Here is a 15,616-nt window from a genome sequence, read left to right as displayed (position 1 = left end):
ATCGTTTCCTGCTCAAGTCTTTTAATCTGATAATGTTTGAGATGGCCGCCATCTGCAATTAAATAATTAAAGGTTTTCTGTTGGGGATTCTGCAGCAAGTCCAGTCTCAGTTGTACCTGATAAACATGTTTTTCCAATGTACCGTTTTCAATTTCAAGATCCCATGGATGAACCTTATCATCTATATGTACTGAGCGATTACGCCAATCAAAGTCCATGCGTAAATATTTATCTTTTTTGCCTCCATTGCGCTGATAAAGATATTGACGCGGCTTAATCTGCTGCTGGGAAAGGGTCAATAAGCTAGTTTCCTTGACCGTATCGCGTTTGAATAGAGCAACTACACCTTTGGCCTTAGTCGCTGAACGAAAGCGATGCAAACCATCTGTTAAGGTTTCCAGCTGCTGGTTCAGCTCGCCAGCCTGCAAACCATTCATTTGAATTTCATATTGTGCAGAGTAATCAGCCAGGTCTTGAGCACAAACCGTAGCAGACATAAACAGCAACACGAGGTAGGAGAAATAGCGCATGAATAATCAGTTCTGTTGAATCAACAACCTTAAGGCATCAGGATAAAGTTTATGTTCCTCAATCAGCACTCTTGCTGCCAGAGCTTCTTCAGTATCATTTTCCAGTACGGGTACTTTGGCCTGTAAGATCACCGGTCCGGCATCCAGTTCCTCGGTAACAAAGTGTACCGTCGCACCATGTTCTTTTTCGCCGGCTTCGATGGCCCGTTTGTGGGTATGCATGCCTTTGAATTTAGGTAACAGCGAGGGATGAATATTAATTAATTTATTCGCATAGTGCTTAACAAATCCTGCACTCAAAATACGCATAAAGCCAGCCAATACAACATAATCCGGAGTAAAAGAATCAATCAGTTTCATCAGCTGTTCATCAAATGCTTCCCGGCTAGCGAAATTCTTGTGATCCAGTGTTCTGGTGGCAATGTCAGATTGCTGAGCAAATTTCAGCCCAGCTGCATTTGGACAATTACTGATTACAGCAGCAACCTCAGCATCCAACTCATTTGCCTGTATCGCTTTAACAATTGATTGCATGTTGCTGCCACGTCCTGAAATCAGGATCACCAATTTGGGTTTTAAAGCAGCAGTCATTTAATAATGACTTGTTCTTCAGAGTCACTATTTTCAATATGGCCAATGCGCATAGCCGTCTCACCCAGTGCAGTCAGAATCTGTACGGTCGCATCGGCATCCTGCTCAGCAACACAAACCACCATGCCAATACCGTTGTTGAAAGTGCGATACATCTCACGATCAACCACATTTCCCTGCTGTTGCAGCCAGTCGAAAACGGCCGGTCTTTGCCAACTTTTGCTATCAATGATTGCTGTTACATTTTCTGGTAGTACACGGGGAATGTTTTCCAATAAACCGCCACCGGTAATATGAGATAATGCGTGAATATTAACTTTTTCATGTAGTTGCAATAATGACTTAACGTAAATTCTGGTTGGTGCCAACAGTTTTTCACCTAATGTCGCACCATCAAACGACATATTCAGATCAGCTTTACTGACTTCAATAATTTTGCGAATCAACGAATAGCCATTTGAGTGTGGTCCGGAAGAAGCGATACCGATAATGGCATCACCAGCTTTTACCTGAGAGCCATCAATAATGTTGTCTTTTTCAACAATCCCGACACAAAATCCCGCTAAATCAAAATCACCTTCCTGATACATACTGGGCATTTCAGCTGTTTCACCACCTACTAATGCCGCACCTGATTGTAAGCAGCCTTCAGCAATACCACTCACCACATCGGTGGCTACATCAATATTCAATTTACCGGTGGCGTAATAATCAAGGAAAAATAGTGGTTCCGCACCCAAAACGGCGATATCGTTGACGCACATGGCAACTAAATCAATACCAATGGTGTCATGTATTCCAGCCTCGATAGCCAGTCTTAATTTGGTACCGACGCCATCTGTTCCAGAGACCAGTACCGGTTGTTTATATTTATCGAGCGGTAGTTCAAACAGGCTGCCAAATCCACCCAGTCCAGCCATCACACCAGGACGACGGGTTTTGGCTGCTAAGGGTTTGATACGCTCGACAAGCGCATTTCCGGCTTCAATATCAACACCGGCATCGCGGTAACTGAGAGCTTGGTTTGATTGGGTTGGTGGAACGACGGGATCGGTCATGCTGGCTTCCTGATTATTTGGACATCACACACAAAAAACAGCGTGTTAGAATACCACAATGCCTAGATTATTTTTCTCACTGATTTTCGTTTTCGCTGCGTCGATTGTCTCCGCTGCGGAAGTTACTGATTTATATCAAGCTCAATCAGCTGTTGCATCGCAGAGTGAAGAAGATCGTCAGCGTCTTGCGCCGGAATTGCTCAAACAGGTTGTAATAAAAGTCGTTGGTGATCGTCGCGCGGTGGAGCAGGCAGACATTTCTGCTCTGGTAACTGATGCGGAACGGTATATAGATCAATTCTATTATCAGCAAATTCCAAATTCTGACGGCGATTCTGCGGAACAACAATTGGCTTTAACGCTCGAATTTAATGCCGATGGTATCAATAACGCCTTACAGCGAATCGGTTTACCAGTATGGGATAAAATCCGACCTGAGACACTGTTCTGGGTGGCTATTGAGTATGCGGGGAAACAGCAGTTGATTGGGGAAGGTGATGAAGACTCATTACTTTTCTATATTGAACAGGCGGCGAAAAAACGTGGTATTCCATTATTGTTGCCATTGATGGATCTTGAGGACCAGACTCAGCTGACTTTTAACGATGTTGCCACGGGGAATAATACAGCTGTAAAACAGGCATCCGAGCGATATGGTTCTTCTGTCATTGTGTCAGCTCGTTTACGAGGTAATGAAGAATCAGTCGAAATAAGCTGGCAGGCTTTGCTCGGGGAAGAGGTTGAGCGCTGGTCAAGTCAGGGTAATGTTAAAACAGCCATTCAAAGCGGGGTGGATGAGTTTGCTGATCGGCTGGGTAGAAGGCTGAATATCTCATTCAGTGCCTCAGGTAATACTGAAATGGAAATTCATGTCACTGGTATTGAAGACTACAATGGTTACAGTCGACTAATGGATTATCTGGAGAGCTTACAGGTTGTTTCGGATATTAAGGTCGGCAGCTTAGGCGGAGAGAAGCTGGATTTGGTTTTACTTATTCAGGCTGAGCCGGAAAAATTTCGACAATTACTGGCGATGGGACGGGTAATTGTGCCCGATGCCACGGATGATAGCAGCTCTCAATACAGGTTATTGCCTTGAGTCCACGGGATATTCCCAATCTCATTTGTGTATTTCGAATTCTATTAGTTGGACCTATAGTCTGGCTGATGATTGAAGAAAAATTTTCCACGGCATTGATTCTGGTGGCAATCGCCGGTATTTCAGATGGTGTGGATGGCTTTCTGGCACGCCATTTTCGTTGGCAAAGCCGTCTGGGAACTATTCTGGACCCGCTAGCAGATAAATTTCTGCTGGTCGCAACATTTACCACATTGACCTATATGCAACTCTTGCCCTTGTGGCTATTATTGCTGGTGTTTGGTCGAGATTTGCTGATTGTTTGTGGTGCTTTGATTTATCATTTCAAATTCGGTGAATATGAACTGTCTCCGCTCTGGAGCAGTAAAATCAATACAGTTTTTCAGATTGCTTTAGTGTTGCTTGTAATTTTGCAGCAAGAATTGCTTCCGCAAGTAGCGACATGGAGTACAACCTTAATCTGGTTAGTGGTAGCAAGTGTCATCATTAGCGGTAGCGAATACATAGTGGTATGGGGGACAAACGCGTGGCGTCAGATGAAAAAAAGCTCATGAGTGATACCAATAAATTCCTGTTGCTAGGGATATTGATTTTATCTGGCTGGCTAATGATGGAGTTATCTTCTGTTTTAACGCCATTTTTTATTGCGGCCTTGCTGGCTTATCTGGGAGATCCTCTGGTAGACAGGTTGGAAAACTATCGTTTGTCCCGCACGTTATCGGTGTGTGTTGTTTTCGCTATATTTGTGCTGACGGGAATGATTTTATTACTTATTTTTATTCCAATGCTTAGTGCTCAACTCGCATCTTTATTTGAAAAACTGCCAGCTTACCTGGATCAATTGCAAAGCTCGCTGGAGCATTTATTACAAAGAGTTGGCTTATCAACAGATATGATCGACCTTAATACCGTTAAAACGGCGCTGCAGGACTATTGGTCTGAAGCCGGCAAAATGGCGGGTGATGTCTTTGGATATATGACCCGTTCAGGCCTTGTGATATTGCAATGGTTAACCAATCTGATCCTTATCCCGGTACTGACGTTTTATCTGTTAAGAGACTGGGATGATCTGGTGGCCAGGTTTCGCGAATTACTGCCTCGTAAACATGCCGACAAAATCATTAAGATCAGCGGTGAATGTGACGATATGCTGGCAGGCTTTTTACGTGGGCAATTGATGGTGATGCTGGCCCTATCAATTATGTATTGTATCGGTCTAACTTTCATTGGGCTGGATCTTGCTTTGTTAATAGGGGTGATTGCCGGTATTGTGAGCTTTGTACCTTACCTTGGTTTATTTATCGGTATTCTGCTTGCCGGCCTTGCCGCCTATTTACAGTTTCAGGAATGGTTACCCATTCTGTGGGTCGTTCTGATCTTCGGTTTTGCACAGACGGTAGAGGGGATGTTTCTGACACCACGATTTGTGGGCGAACGGATTGGTCTGCACCCCGTGGCAGTTATTTTCGCAGTGATGGCGGGTGGTACATTATTCGGGTTTGTTGGTGTATTGCTGGCGCTTCCAGTAGCCGCTGTGGTGATGGTCTTGTTACGCCATGCACACCATCGTTACCTGAACAGTCATCTGTATTCCTGAGCGGCAGGTGATGAGTAAGCAGGAAATACAGTTGACGCTGCGGTTAACACCGCAGGAAATCTTTACGATAGATAATTTTATATTTGAAAGCGATGAGTTAGCCTCTGTTGTTGAGGCGTTCTGCCTGGAAATAAAGCCTGATTTTCTCTATCTTTGGGGAGAGTCCGGAGTGGGCAAAACCCATTTGAATCTGGCAATTGCCGAACGCCTGCAGAGTCATGGTCATCCGGTAAGTTATATCAATCTGCAGGAAATTCGTGATACAGCAGATGCTGATGTATTAGCTTCATTAGTTCAGAGTCATGTTGTCTGTCTGGATGATCTGCAGGCAATCTGTGGCGATGCTGAGTGGGAAGAAGCATTGTTTCACTGCTTTAACCGTTTACGCGAAAAAGAGCATAAATTACTGATTTGCGCCGATCAGAACCCTGCACAATTAGCCATTCAATTACCTGATCTGCGATCGAGATTGGCAACGGGATTAATTTATCAATTGCCTTCAATGACCGATGCATTGAAACAACAGGCGTTGATCAGTCATGCCCAGAGTAGAGGATTGATTTTGCCTGAAGAAGTAGCCCAATATCTATTACGTAATTACAGCCGTGATATGCCGTCATTAATGTTAGTGTTGCAACGTCTTGATAAAGCGTCATTACAGGCACAACGTCGTTTAACCATTCCGTTTGTCCGGGAAGTAATACAACGTGGCTGAAAAGCCATCAGTGACAATTATCTGGCCCGGTTTAGCAACTGCGATGCAGGAAATTAATCAGTCTTTATTACCTGAAGAACTGAAAAAATTACTTAAAAAAGCACATTTCACTGCCAACGACTATACGTTTGAAAAAGTATTAATTCAGCTTTTTAGTGCCAAGCCCCTCACAGGTGCTGATTTACCCTCTTCAACATTACGAAATCCAGGTCAACTAAGTCTTTGCGCTGATCCATGTTATCTGCATGCTGATCGAGATCGTCTTTTATTATTTTCAATCAATGATTTAACAATGGATGAGGGCACTCAGCTTAGAGAATGCATTCAACCATTATTAAATGATTTTGATGCTCAACTGGTGCCAAATGATTTAAACCATTGGTCAATTTGGCTGGAAAATATGCCGGATATCTCACTGACGGCATTGCCATTGCTGATTGGTAAATCGGTAGCTTCCGCCTTGCCTGGTGGGAAAGAACAAGATGCCTGGTTACGATTGAATAATGAAATTCAAATGACTTTATTTGAACATCCTGTGAATCAACAAAGACAGTCAGCTGGCAAATTGCCTGTGAATAGTCTCTGGTTTTGGGGGAAGGGAGATTGGCAACCGTCTGCCAATGCATGGGATCAGGTTTATGGCGATTCGGCTTTATTAAAGTTACTGTCCTCTGCGTGCTCTGTCAGCTTTAACTCTTTATCTGAGTGGAAACCTGATCAGTTGGGATGGGGAAAGCAATTACTGCTGTTACCAGAACTGGATTTGCAGAATGACTGGCAACAACGCTTGCAGCTCGCGACGACACAACAAATTTTGCCTTTAAAACAAAAATTACGTCGTTATCAAATTCAACAGTTACGTTTAATCATTCCACAACATGGCCAATATCAGTGGCGCTGCTGGGATGTATGGAAACCCTGGTAGTTATGAATATTCAGCAACGAAATACAGGTGATATCAGTGAATTACCTGAAGAATGGCCAATATGTATTCGGAGAATCATGGCGGCGAGGGGTATTGTAAAAGCGGATGAATTAACCTTTGATTTGACCGATTTACCCAAACCCTCGCAAATGCTGGGCATGGAGGCCGCCGTTGCCTTATTGATTCAGGCATTGCAACAGCAATGGCGAGTGATGATTGTGGCGGATTTTGATAGTGATGGAGCGACCAGCTGTGCAGTGATGATGCGTGGTTTACGCATGATGGGGCTGCAACATATTGACTTTATCGTTCCAAATCGATTCGTACATGGTTATGGTTTAACCACTGAATTACTCAAAGAGATTGATAGTGAAACCCAACCAGATTTATTGATTACTGTTGATAACGGGATTGCCAGTCTTGAGGGTGTTTCGCTCGCCAAACAACGTGGTATGCAGGTATTGATTACCGATCACCATCTTGCCGCAGAACAGTTGCCCGATGCTGATGCAATTGTGAATCCCAATCAGCCCGGTGATACATTTCCCAGCAAAATGCTGGCCGGTGTTGGGGTAGCGTTTTATGTGCTTCTCGGTCTGCGGCAAGGTTTACGCGATAATAACTGGTTTGAATTACAGCAACTGGCTGAACCACGTCTGGTGGAGTTACTGGATCTGGTGGCTCTGGGAACTGTCGCCGATGTTGTACCTTTGGATAGGCTCAATCGCACATTGGTGGATCTGGGACTGAAACGTATGCGACAGGGACGCGCCTGTGCAGGTATCAGCGCTTTATTACAAATCGCCGGTAAGGACATCAGTCGATTATCTGCTCAGGATTTGGGCTTTGCCATAGCGCCGAGGTTAAATGCCGCCGGTCGTATGGAAGATATGGGTCTGGGCATTGATACCTTACTGACAGATAACTTTGTCATGGCTCAGCAAGCGGCTCAGTTGCTGGATCAGATTAATCTTGAGCGTCGTTCGGTTGAACAAGGCATGCAACTTGAAGCTCTGGCGATGCTGGAAAAACTTCAGCTTAATGAAACCAGTCAGGCAGCTGCGTATTGTTTATATGAAGAAAGTTGGCATCAAGGGGTAATCGGGTTACTCGCTTCTCGAATTAAAGAAAAAATGCATCGGCCGGTCATAGTTTTTGCACCGGGCGAACCTGGTGAAATCAAAGGTTCGGCACGCTCCATAACAGGCGTTCATATTCGAGATGTCCTGGTTAATGTCGCTGCTAAATATCCGGATTTAATTTTGCGCTTTGGCGGACACGCGATGGCAGCAGGGTTAACATTAAAGCAGAACGACTTTGCATTGTTTGAGCAGGCCTTCAGGGAAGCTGTTCAGTTTACAGCCGATCCTAGTGTATTTGAACGCGCGTTGTATTCAGATGGTGAATTATCGGCGCAGGAACTGAACATGCAGCTGGCCGAGCAATTACCGGTTCTGGCGCCATGGGGTCAGGCTTTTCCGGAACCACAGTTTCATGGCCAGTTTGTCTTAAAGAATTACCGTCATGTCGGGCAGCAATCAGACCATCTGCGTTTAACCGTCAAACTGGATGATGGACGCGAACTCACGGCAATGGCGTTTCGTCAGACCGCCCCAGTATGGCTGCAAGTCGGTCAGAAGGTTGGCTTGCACTACCGCCTTGATGTAAATGAGTTTCGACAAAGCAGATCACTACAGTTGCTGGTTGATAACTTTTTACCCAGTTAAATATCCAGAGTTTGAATAGTTACCTGCTGTCGAAAATCGGCCAGTTCATCGCCTTGAAATAATTCTGTTCCGGCGTGCATTACGGTACCGGCTCCACAGGCGATACCATAACGCAGTGCGGTTTTGGGCTGATTATCAAGACTGAATCCGGCCACCAGCCCCGCGACCATTGAATCACCTGCACCCACAGTTGTATTCACTGGCACAGATAGCGCTTTCGCATAAACACTGTTATTCGGACTGACTAATAAAGCACCTTTATCGCCCAAGGAAACACAGACATGGGTAACACCGGACAACTGCAGTTTTCTGGCGCATTCAGCAATTGCTTCTTTAGTGTCGAGTTTTACTTGTAGCAGAGTTTCAAGTTCATACAGATTGGGTTTAATCAAAAACGGTTTCGCTTCAATTGCCAAACGCAATATTTCACCATGACTGTCAACGACAGCACGTCCACCTTGTTGATGGATTTTATTGACCAAATCAGCATACAGAGAGGCTGGTATAGTGGGTTGGCATGACCCGGTAAGAATGCCATAACCATTACCTACAGCATCGGCAAAATTTTCTACCAATTGAGTTAACTGGTCCGCCGGGACGGGGGTGCCTGCATCAGTTATTTGAAATTGAGATTGTGTATCTAGCTCAATAATCGTGCTGTTAATACGTGTCTGCCCTGAGACTCGATTAAACATAACATTGGGCAGCTGTTCAACAAGCATGTCTTGCAGAATCTCACCAACTGCACCGGCAATCACACAATAAGTAGTTGCATCCACTCCCATACGAAACAAAGCCCGGCCAATATTGATACCATTACCCCCTGGATCATGACGGGCAGCATCGGAACGTGATTTTTGGTCGGGAATCAACTTTTTGACATGATAGGTCACATCCAAAGCTGGGTTTAAACATAAAACATGAATGTTTACCGATGACGGCGTCATTACTGTCTCCGTTAACATGATTGTCCGATAAAATGATGTTCAGCTGACCAATAGTAAACTGCATTTCTGATAAAGGCTCCAAATGAAACCAACTCATGTCGCGGTATTCAGCGCTAAACCCTATGATCAGGCCTATCTTACGGAAATGGCCGATGAGCGAGTATCTTTATGTTTTTATGAAATGGCGTTAAATTCAATGACCGCTGCATTAGCTAAAAATGCTGAAGTGGTCAGTGCGTTTGTTAATGATGATATTTCGGCTGAAACCCTGAAGACGCTGGCTGATAATGGAACCCGTTTAATTGCCTTACGCTGTGCCGGGGTAAATCAGGTAGATTTAACGGCCGCTGACAAGCTTGGTATAACCGTCGTCAATGTGCCAGCCTATTCACCCTATGCTGTCGCGGAACATACCATTGCGCTGATGTTGGCATTAAGTCGGAAGATCCCTAGGGCCTATAATCGTGTTCGCGATGGTAATTTTTCTCTGGATGGTTTGCTGGGTTTTGATTTCTTCGGTAAAACCGCGGGCATTATCGGTGGCGGTAAAATTGGCTTGTTAATGGCTGAGCGATTGCGGGCATTTGGTTGCCAGGTTTTGATTTATGAACCGCATAATGCTGCACCGGCCAAACAAGCAGGTTTTGACGTAGTGACACTCAACGGCTTGCTCGGTCAAAGCGATATTATCAGCCTGCATTGTCCATTAAATGATGCAACGCATCATATTATTAATGCAGCCAGTCTCAGGCTGACTAAACCGGGCGTAATGCTGATAAATACCAGTCGCGGTGCTTTATTGGATACAGTCGCCGTATTGGGTGCCCTGAAAGCGTTACATATTGGCTATCTGGGAATAGATGTGTATGAACAGGAAGGCAGTTTGTTTTTTGAAGACCATTCCACCGATATTATTCAGGACGACATATTCCAGCGTTTATTGACCTTGCCAAATGTTCTGGTCACCGGACACCAGGCTTATTTCACTCGTGAAGCCTTGCAGCATATTGCTCAGACAACTTTACAGAATATTGATGATTTTATGACGGGTAAGACACTGCTAAACCGAGTGGAAATACGTTAAGTGTTTGATGAAATATTTACCAGCATCAATAAGTTGATGCCGGATTTTAAAGCCAGACCGCAACAAGTTGAAATGAGTCGCTTTATTCATCAGCGGTTACAACAGTCACAAAATAGAATGGCGGTAGTGGAAGCACCAACCGGGGTGGGGAAAACTCTGGCCTATCTCAGTGGTGCAATCGAAACAGCTTTGAATAGTAAAAAATTGCTGGTTATCAGTACCGCGACCGTCAATCTGCAACAGCAATTGATTCAGAAAGATCTGCCACAGTTTTCAGCAGCTTTGCCTCAACCGATACGTTTTATGCAGATCAAAGGCCGTCGTCGTTATGTCTGCCCTAGCAAACTGGCACAACTTGCGACCACGCCGGAACAGCAGGATTTAACACTGGATGTAGATCAGAAATACCAGCAGGTATTGATGCAAACCCAAGCGAAGAATCTGTTCCAGGATTGGGATGAGCATCGCTGGGATGGTGATCGGGATAGCCGGACCGATGCCATTGATCCGGCTCTCTGGCATGAAGTATCAACTGATTCAGAAGGCTGTGCGGGTAAGAGCTGCCGATATTTTTTGAGCTGTCCCTATTATTTGCTTCGTAAGGAAATGCAGCTGGCACAGGTTGTGGTGGTGAATCACGATTTATTACTCAGTGATGCTGATTTGGGTGGCGGTCTGGTCTTACCCAATCCTGAAGAACTGATTCTGGTGTTTGATGAAGCACATAATCTTCCACAAAAAGCATTGGGACATGCCGCGAAAGCTTTAAATTTTGCCCAGCTTTATCAAACGGTTGAAACTGCTGACAGTTTGATGAAAAAGCTACCTACCGCACTGGCATTTCGGCAGCATGACTTTGGTTATATGTTTAAGGAAATTCGTCAGGATTTACCTGCCGTCATCAGCCTTCTGCAACAGCTGTTGGATATCCTTGGCAGTGATGCCACAGTAAATGAAATGCTGGAAGGTCGTATCAGTGAACCGCGTATTTTCTGGGGCAGTCCATTACTGAATGCCTTGTTTATTTCCTGTCAGAACCTGTTACAGCGGGCCAATTCCATCTATAAACATTTTTCGTTGATTGGCAAATGGATTAAAGAAGGGCTGGAGAAAACCCAGTTAAGCAATAAAGTCGGTGAAGCTTTACTGCCCCAGGTGGGAACGGTACAGAATATTTTTGGTTATCTGATTGATTTTATGGCCTTGTTTCTTGATGAAGACAAAGCCGAGCGCCCACCCAATGTGCGCTGGCTGGCACAGGAACAGTTTGCCAAACAACAAACGCTGGTGATTCATGCCGGGCCAATGACCGCCGCAGGTTTTCTGGATCGCAGTTTATGGCAGCGGGCCTATGGAGTAGTGATGACCTCAGCCACTTTACGGGGCATGGGGTTATTCCAGCGTTTCCGGGCGGACTGTGGCTTACAGCGTTACGATGAAAAACACTTTCTTGCGCTTCCTTCACCGTTTAGATATCAGCAACAGGCGGTGTTAAAACTGCCGATGATGCAGTATTTACCCAATGAAAATCTGCCGCAGTGGCAGCAGGAAGTCGTCAGTCAACTCAAATCAATTATTGATATTCAGGCGGCGACGCTGGTGCTATTCACCTCACGCCAGGTGATGTTGCAGGTATATAAGCAATTGCCATTTCCCTTGAAAAATTTGATTCTGTTACAAGGTGATCAGCTGTCGCCCAAAAATATGATCGTCAGGCATATTCAGCGGATTGAAGCAGGACGGGGCAGCATTATTTTTGGCATGGATCGGTTTGCAGAAGGCGTCGATTTACCTGGCAATTTATGCACCCATGTCATTATTACTAAACTACCATTTCCGGTATTTACCCGCCCGATTGAACAGGCACGTCAAGAGTGGATCCTCAAACGTGGCGGCCAGCCGTTTATCAGCTTGTCATTACCGGCGGTCAGCGTGAAGTTGATTCAGGCCTGTGGTCGATTGTTACGAAAAGAAACTGATTCCGGACAAATAACCATTCTGGATCGTCGGCTGTTAACTAAAAATTACGGCAAACAATTACTCTCGCATTTACCGAATTATCAATTAATAACCGAATAAAAAAAGCCCGGCGAAGCCGGGCTTTCGGAGTGTATCAGCTAACTTATTCAGTACGGCTGGTTACTTCCAGCAAATGATAGCCAAATTGTGTTTTAACCGGGCCCTGAACGGTGTTTACCGGGGCGGAGAACACAACTTTATCGAATTCCGGCACCATCATGCCTGGGCCAAATTCACCCAGATCACCACCTTGGCGGCTGGATGGGCAGGAAGAATGCTCTTTGGCGACAGCAGCAAAATCTGCGCCTTCTTCGATTTCGCGTTTCAATTCCAGACAGATTTCTTCACTGTCCACCAGGATGTGTCGTGCGGTTGCTCTAGCCATAATAGTTCCGTAATTGATTTGTAAATTGCCGACTTATGCCAGCTGTTTTAACAGGGCCTTGGCCGTGGCTTCTGAAGAAGCCGGGTTTTGTCCTGTAATAAGTATGCCATCCGTAATCACGAATGAACTCCAGTCGTCACCTTTCTTGAAATTTGCGCCACGTTGTTTCAGGGCATCTTCAAGTAAAAATGGTACAACATCTGATAAGCCTACCGCATCTTCTTCACTATTTGAAAATGCAGTGAGCTGTTTACCTTTAATCCAGGGCTCATCGCCAATGGTTTTGACATGTAACAAAGCAGCAGGTGCGTGACAGACTGCAGCCACTGGTTTATTAGTGAGAATGAAACTTTCAATCAGTGCAATCGATTTTTGATCTTCGGCTAAATCCCATAACGGACCATGTCCGCCTGGGTAAAACACTGCATCATAATCAGCGGCGTGGACGTCGGCTAATTTCACTGTGTTTGCCAATCGGCTTTTAGCTTCAGCATCATTTTCAAAACGCCGGGTAGCGTCTGTTTGAAAGTCAGGCTGATTGCTTTTTGGGTCAAGTGGTGGTTGCCCGCCTTTGGGTGAGGCCAGGGTTATTTCTGCCCCTACGTCTTTCATTGCGTAATAAGGTGCTGCAAGTTCTTCTAACCAGAAACCGGTTTTTTCACCAGTATTGCCAAGCTCATCGTGCGAAGTTAGTACCACTAATATTTTCATGGTTGTGTCTCCTGAAATTTGTGGTTTTGAGGAATTATTTGATGTTGCTTATCTGATATGGAGATACGACGATAAAAATTCAAGCGATATTGCATTTCATTCCTATCGTCGTAAACTCACATCAGGGTCTGCTGATCTTTCAGAGCCGCCACTGCTGGAGGACATTTTTTGTCCAACAAGGTGGAAATGATGTGATGTAGTTGTTCTGCTTAAATCATTTCCAATGACGTTGGGCGGAAAAATGACCCCAGTCCTTCGGGGTGTGGCAACTATGAAAATCATGACACCACAATAATAACAGCGAGAGAAAACTATGAAAAAAGAAACTATTTGTCTGCACGAAGGTTATGAAACCGATCCCACTACCAAATCCTGCGCGGTGCCGATCTATCAAACTGTCGCATATGAATTTGATAATGCCCAGCATGGTGCCGATTTATTTAATCTGGATGTCCCGGGTAATATTTACAGCCGTATTATGAATCCCACTTGGGATGTACTGGAAAAGCGAGTCGCGGCGTTGGAAGGGGGGCTGGCTGCATTGGCGACTTCAGCAGGAAGTGCTGCTATTCATTATGCGATCCTGACCATTGCTGAAGCGGGCGATAATATTGTAACCACACCGCAATTGTATGGTGGAACCTATACCTTATTTGCTCATATGCTTCCCAAAATGGGAATTGAAGTACGCTTTGCCCCCACTGACCAGGCAGCCGATCTTGAAAAACTGATTGATGGCAAAACCAAAGCGGTTTTCTGCGAATCAATCGGGAATCCGGCCGGTAATATTGTGGATATTGAACCCATTGCGACAATGGCACATAAACACGGTGTTCCAGTGATTGTTGATAACACCGTCGCAACGCCGGTGTTGCTTAATCCAATTGAATACGGTGCAGATATTGTTGTGCATTCCCTGACTAAATACATGGGTGGTCATGGCACAACGCTAGGCGGTATTATCGTTGATTCGGGCAAGTTTCCCTGGGCCAAACACAAAGAAAGATTTCCGGTATTAAATCAACCCGAACCTGCCTATCACGGAGTGGTATATACCGAGCAATTCGCTGAAGCTGCCTTTATTGCCAGAGCGCGGACCGTACCTTTACGGAATACCGGTTCGGCATTGTCACCGATGAATGCTTTTCTATTATTACAGGGTATTGAAACGTTATCGTTGCGTATGGAACGACATTGTGAAAATGCCATTGCTGTCGCTAGATATCTGCAACAGCATCCCAAAGTTGAGTGGGTGAACTATGCCGGACTGGAAGGGGATAAGTACTTCGATCTTGCACAGAAATATTTTAATGGTAAGCCTTCATCGATTCTGACCTTTGGCATTAAAGGTGGCTTTAATAATGGCGTGAAATTCTATGATGCATTGAAGTTGGTCAAACGACTGGTGAATATCGGTGATACCAAGTCACTGGCCTGTCATCCGGCTTCGACCACACATCGTCAGCTGGAAGAAGCCGAACTCAAAGCCGCAGGAGTTACACCGGAAATGCTTCGCTTATGTATTGGTATTGAACATATCAATGACATTATTGATGATCTGGAACAGGCCTTTGCAGCCGTTTGATTGGACGATCCCGGCTCGATGAATCAAGCCGGGATATTTTCTAGATAAGTTTCCAGTGGATGGTGTCACCGGCACGCATCGGTATCAGTGTTTCATCTGCGAAATCCAACGTGTCGGGAACCTGCCAGTCCGTTCTTTTTAAGGTGATTTTTTGTTCGTTTCTCGGCAGGCCATAAAAATCTGCACCGTAAAAGCTGGCAAATCCTTCAAGTTTATCCAGAGACTCATAGTTGTCGAATACTTCGGCATATAGCTCTATGGCCGCATGAGCGCTGTAGATGCCCGCGCAACCACAAGCATTTTCTTTACTGTCTCGAGTATGTGGCGCACTGTCGGTACCCAGAAAGTATTTTGGGTTACTGCTGGTTGCGGCAGCAATCAATGCTTTCTGATGGGTATTCCGTTTCAGTACCGGCAGGCAGAAATGGTGAGGCCGAATCCCACCCACCAGCATATCGTTGCGATTTAGCAGTAAATGATGGGGCGTTATAGTCGCTGCCACAAAGTTGCTGGCCTGAGCAACAAAGTCTGCCGCATCTTTGGTCGTAATATGTTCAAAAACAATTTTCAGTTCCGGAAAGTCTCTTAACAGTGGAATCAGTTTTTCGTCGATGAAGGCTTTTTCACGATCAAAAATATCGGT

16 protein-coding genes are annotated in these 15,616 nt (G+C 45.1%); 9 read left to right on the top strand and 7 right to left on the bottom strand.

Translation table 11 applies throughout. From position 1 onward, the window contains the following. The 3 genes from B3M51_RS14255 to purM all read right to left on the bottom strand — a co-directional run. Positions 1 to 530 (bottom strand): DUF3108 domain-containing protein (locus B3M51_RS14255; protein ID WP_292760111.1); only part of this gene is annotated, 530 nt, incomplete at its 3' end. 6 nt (positions 531 to 536) lie between these two features. Further along, positions 537 to 1,121, bottom strand: coding sequence for a phosphoribosylglycinamide formyltransferase (gene purN, locus B3M51_RS14250; protein ID WP_014707246.1), 585 nt, complete (start codon positions 1,119 to 1,121; stop codon positions 537 to 539). Further along, the gene (gene purM, locus B3M51_RS14245; protein ID WP_014707245.1) at positions 1,118 to 2,179 is read right to left on the bottom strand and encodes a phosphoribosylformylglycinamidine cyclo-ligase; all 1,062 of its coding nucleotides are present in this window, start codon (positions 2,177 to 2,179) and stop codon (positions 1,118 to 1,120) included. Before purM ends, purN begins: the two co-directional genes overlap by 4 nt. Before the next feature lie 58 nt (positions 2,180 to 2,237). Here purM and B3M51_RS14240 point away from each other — a divergent pair, with 58 nt between their 5' ends. The 6 genes from B3M51_RS14240 to recJ are packed head-to-tail and all read left to right on the top strand — an operon-like array spanning position 2,238 to position 8,242. Continuing rightward, positions 2,238 to 3,278 (top strand): DUF2066 domain-containing protein, encoded by a 1,041-nt coding sequence (locus tag B3M51_RS14240; protein WP_292482017.1) that lies wholly within the window; start codon positions 2,238 to 2,240, stop codon positions 3,276 to 3,278. Beyond that, entirely contained in the window at positions 3,275 to 3,832 is a 558-nt protein-coding gene (locus B3M51_RS14235) for a CDP-alcohol phosphatidyltransferase family protein (RefSeq protein WP_292482015.1), read from the top strand. The genes B3M51_RS14240 and B3M51_RS14235 overlap by 4 nt, the downstream gene beginning before the upstream one ends. Next, on the top strand, positions 3,829 to 4,875 hold the full coding sequence (locus B3M51_RS14230) for an AI-2E family transporter (protein ID WP_292482013.1): 1,047 nt from the start codon (positions 3,829 to 3,831) through the stop codon (positions 4,873 to 4,875). The genes B3M51_RS14235 and B3M51_RS14230 overlap by 4 nt, the downstream gene beginning before the upstream one ends. A gap of 31 nt (positions 4,876 to 4,906) precedes the next feature. Continuing rightward, positions 4,907 to 5,590, top strand: coding sequence for a DnaA regulatory inactivator Hda (gene hda / locus B3M51_RS14225; RefSeq protein ID WP_292760107.1), 684 nt, complete (start codon positions 4,907 to 4,909; stop codon positions 5,588 to 5,590). Next, on the top strand, positions 5,583 to 6,515 hold the full coding sequence (locus tag B3M51_RS14220; protein ID WP_292760105.1) for a hypothetical protein: 933 nt from the start codon (positions 5,583 to 5,585) through the stop codon (positions 6,513 to 6,515). The genes hda and B3M51_RS14220 overlap by 8 nt, the downstream gene beginning before the upstream one ends. Beyond that, a complete protein-coding gene (recJ, locus tag B3M51_RS14215) occupies positions 6,500 to 8,242 on the top strand; it encodes a single-stranded-DNA-specific exonuclease RecJ (protein ID WP_292760103.1) in 1,743 nt (580 codons plus the stop codon). The genes B3M51_RS14220 and recJ overlap by 16 nt, the downstream gene beginning before the upstream one ends. Here recJ and B3M51_RS14210 read toward each other — a convergent pair. Beyond that, positions 8,239 to 9,189: a 1-phosphofructokinase family hexose kinase gene (locus B3M51_RS14210; protein ID WP_292760101.1), complete on the bottom strand. Its 951-nt coding sequence runs from the start codon at positions 9,187 to 9,189 to the stop codon at positions 8,239 to 8,241. The two genes, recJ and B3M51_RS14210, sit on opposite strands and share 4 nt — an antisense overlap. An 82-nt stretch (positions 9,190 to 9,271) precedes the next feature. Between B3M51_RS14210 and B3M51_RS14205 the strand changes: the two genes are divergently transcribed. After that, the gene (locus B3M51_RS14205; protein ID WP_292760099.1) at positions 9,272 to 10,273 is read left to right on the top strand and encodes a 2-hydroxyacid dehydrogenase; all 1,002 of its coding nucleotides are present in this window, start codon (positions 9,272 to 9,274) and stop codon (positions 10,271 to 10,273) included. Next, a complete protein-coding gene (gene dinG / locus B3M51_RS14200; RefSeq protein ID WP_292760097.1) occupies positions 10,274 to 12,352 on the top strand; it encodes an ATP-dependent DNA helicase DinG in 2,079 nt (692 codons plus the stop codon). Between the two features lie 43 nt (positions 12,353 to 12,395). On the opposite strand, the gene B3M51_RS14195 is transcribed toward dinG, so the two are convergent. Beyond that, positions 12,396 to 12,677, bottom strand: coding sequence for a peptidylprolyl isomerase (locus tag B3M51_RS14195; protein ID WP_014707235.1), 282 nt, complete (start codon positions 12,675 to 12,677; stop codon positions 12,396 to 12,398). Between the two features lie 33 nt (positions 12,678 to 12,710). Continuing rightward, complete coding sequence (locus B3M51_RS14190) at positions 12,711 to 13,388, bottom strand: type 1 glutamine amidotransferase domain-containing protein (protein ID WP_292760095.1); 678 nt, start codon at positions 13,386 to 13,388, stop codon at positions 12,711 to 12,713. A gap of 313 nt (positions 13,389 to 13,701) precedes the next feature. On the opposite strand from B3M51_RS14190, the gene B3M51_RS14185 reads away from it, so the two are divergent. Then, positions 13,702 to 14,973 (top strand): O-acetylhomoserine aminocarboxypropyltransferase/cysteine synthase family protein, encoded by a 1,272-nt coding sequence (locus B3M51_RS14185; protein WP_292760093.1) that lies wholly within the window; start codon positions 13,702 to 13,704, stop codon positions 14,971 to 14,973. A gap of 40 nt (positions 14,974 to 15,013) precedes the next feature. Here B3M51_RS14185 and B3M51_RS14180 read toward each other — a convergent pair. Further along, positions 15,014 to 15,616, bottom strand: a 603-nt coding sequence (locus B3M51_RS14180) for a dihydroorotase (RefSeq protein WP_292760091.1), incomplete at its 5' end; no start/stop codon positions are given.

Origin of the sequence: Methylophaga sp. UBA2689, from assembly GCA_002354555.1 — a bacterium.
In the GTDB taxonomy this organism is placed as follows: Bacteria; Pseudomonadota; Gammaproteobacteria; order Nitrosococcales; family Methylophagaceae; genus Methylophaga.
This window is presented reverse-complemented; position numbering and strand designations above follow the sequence as displayed.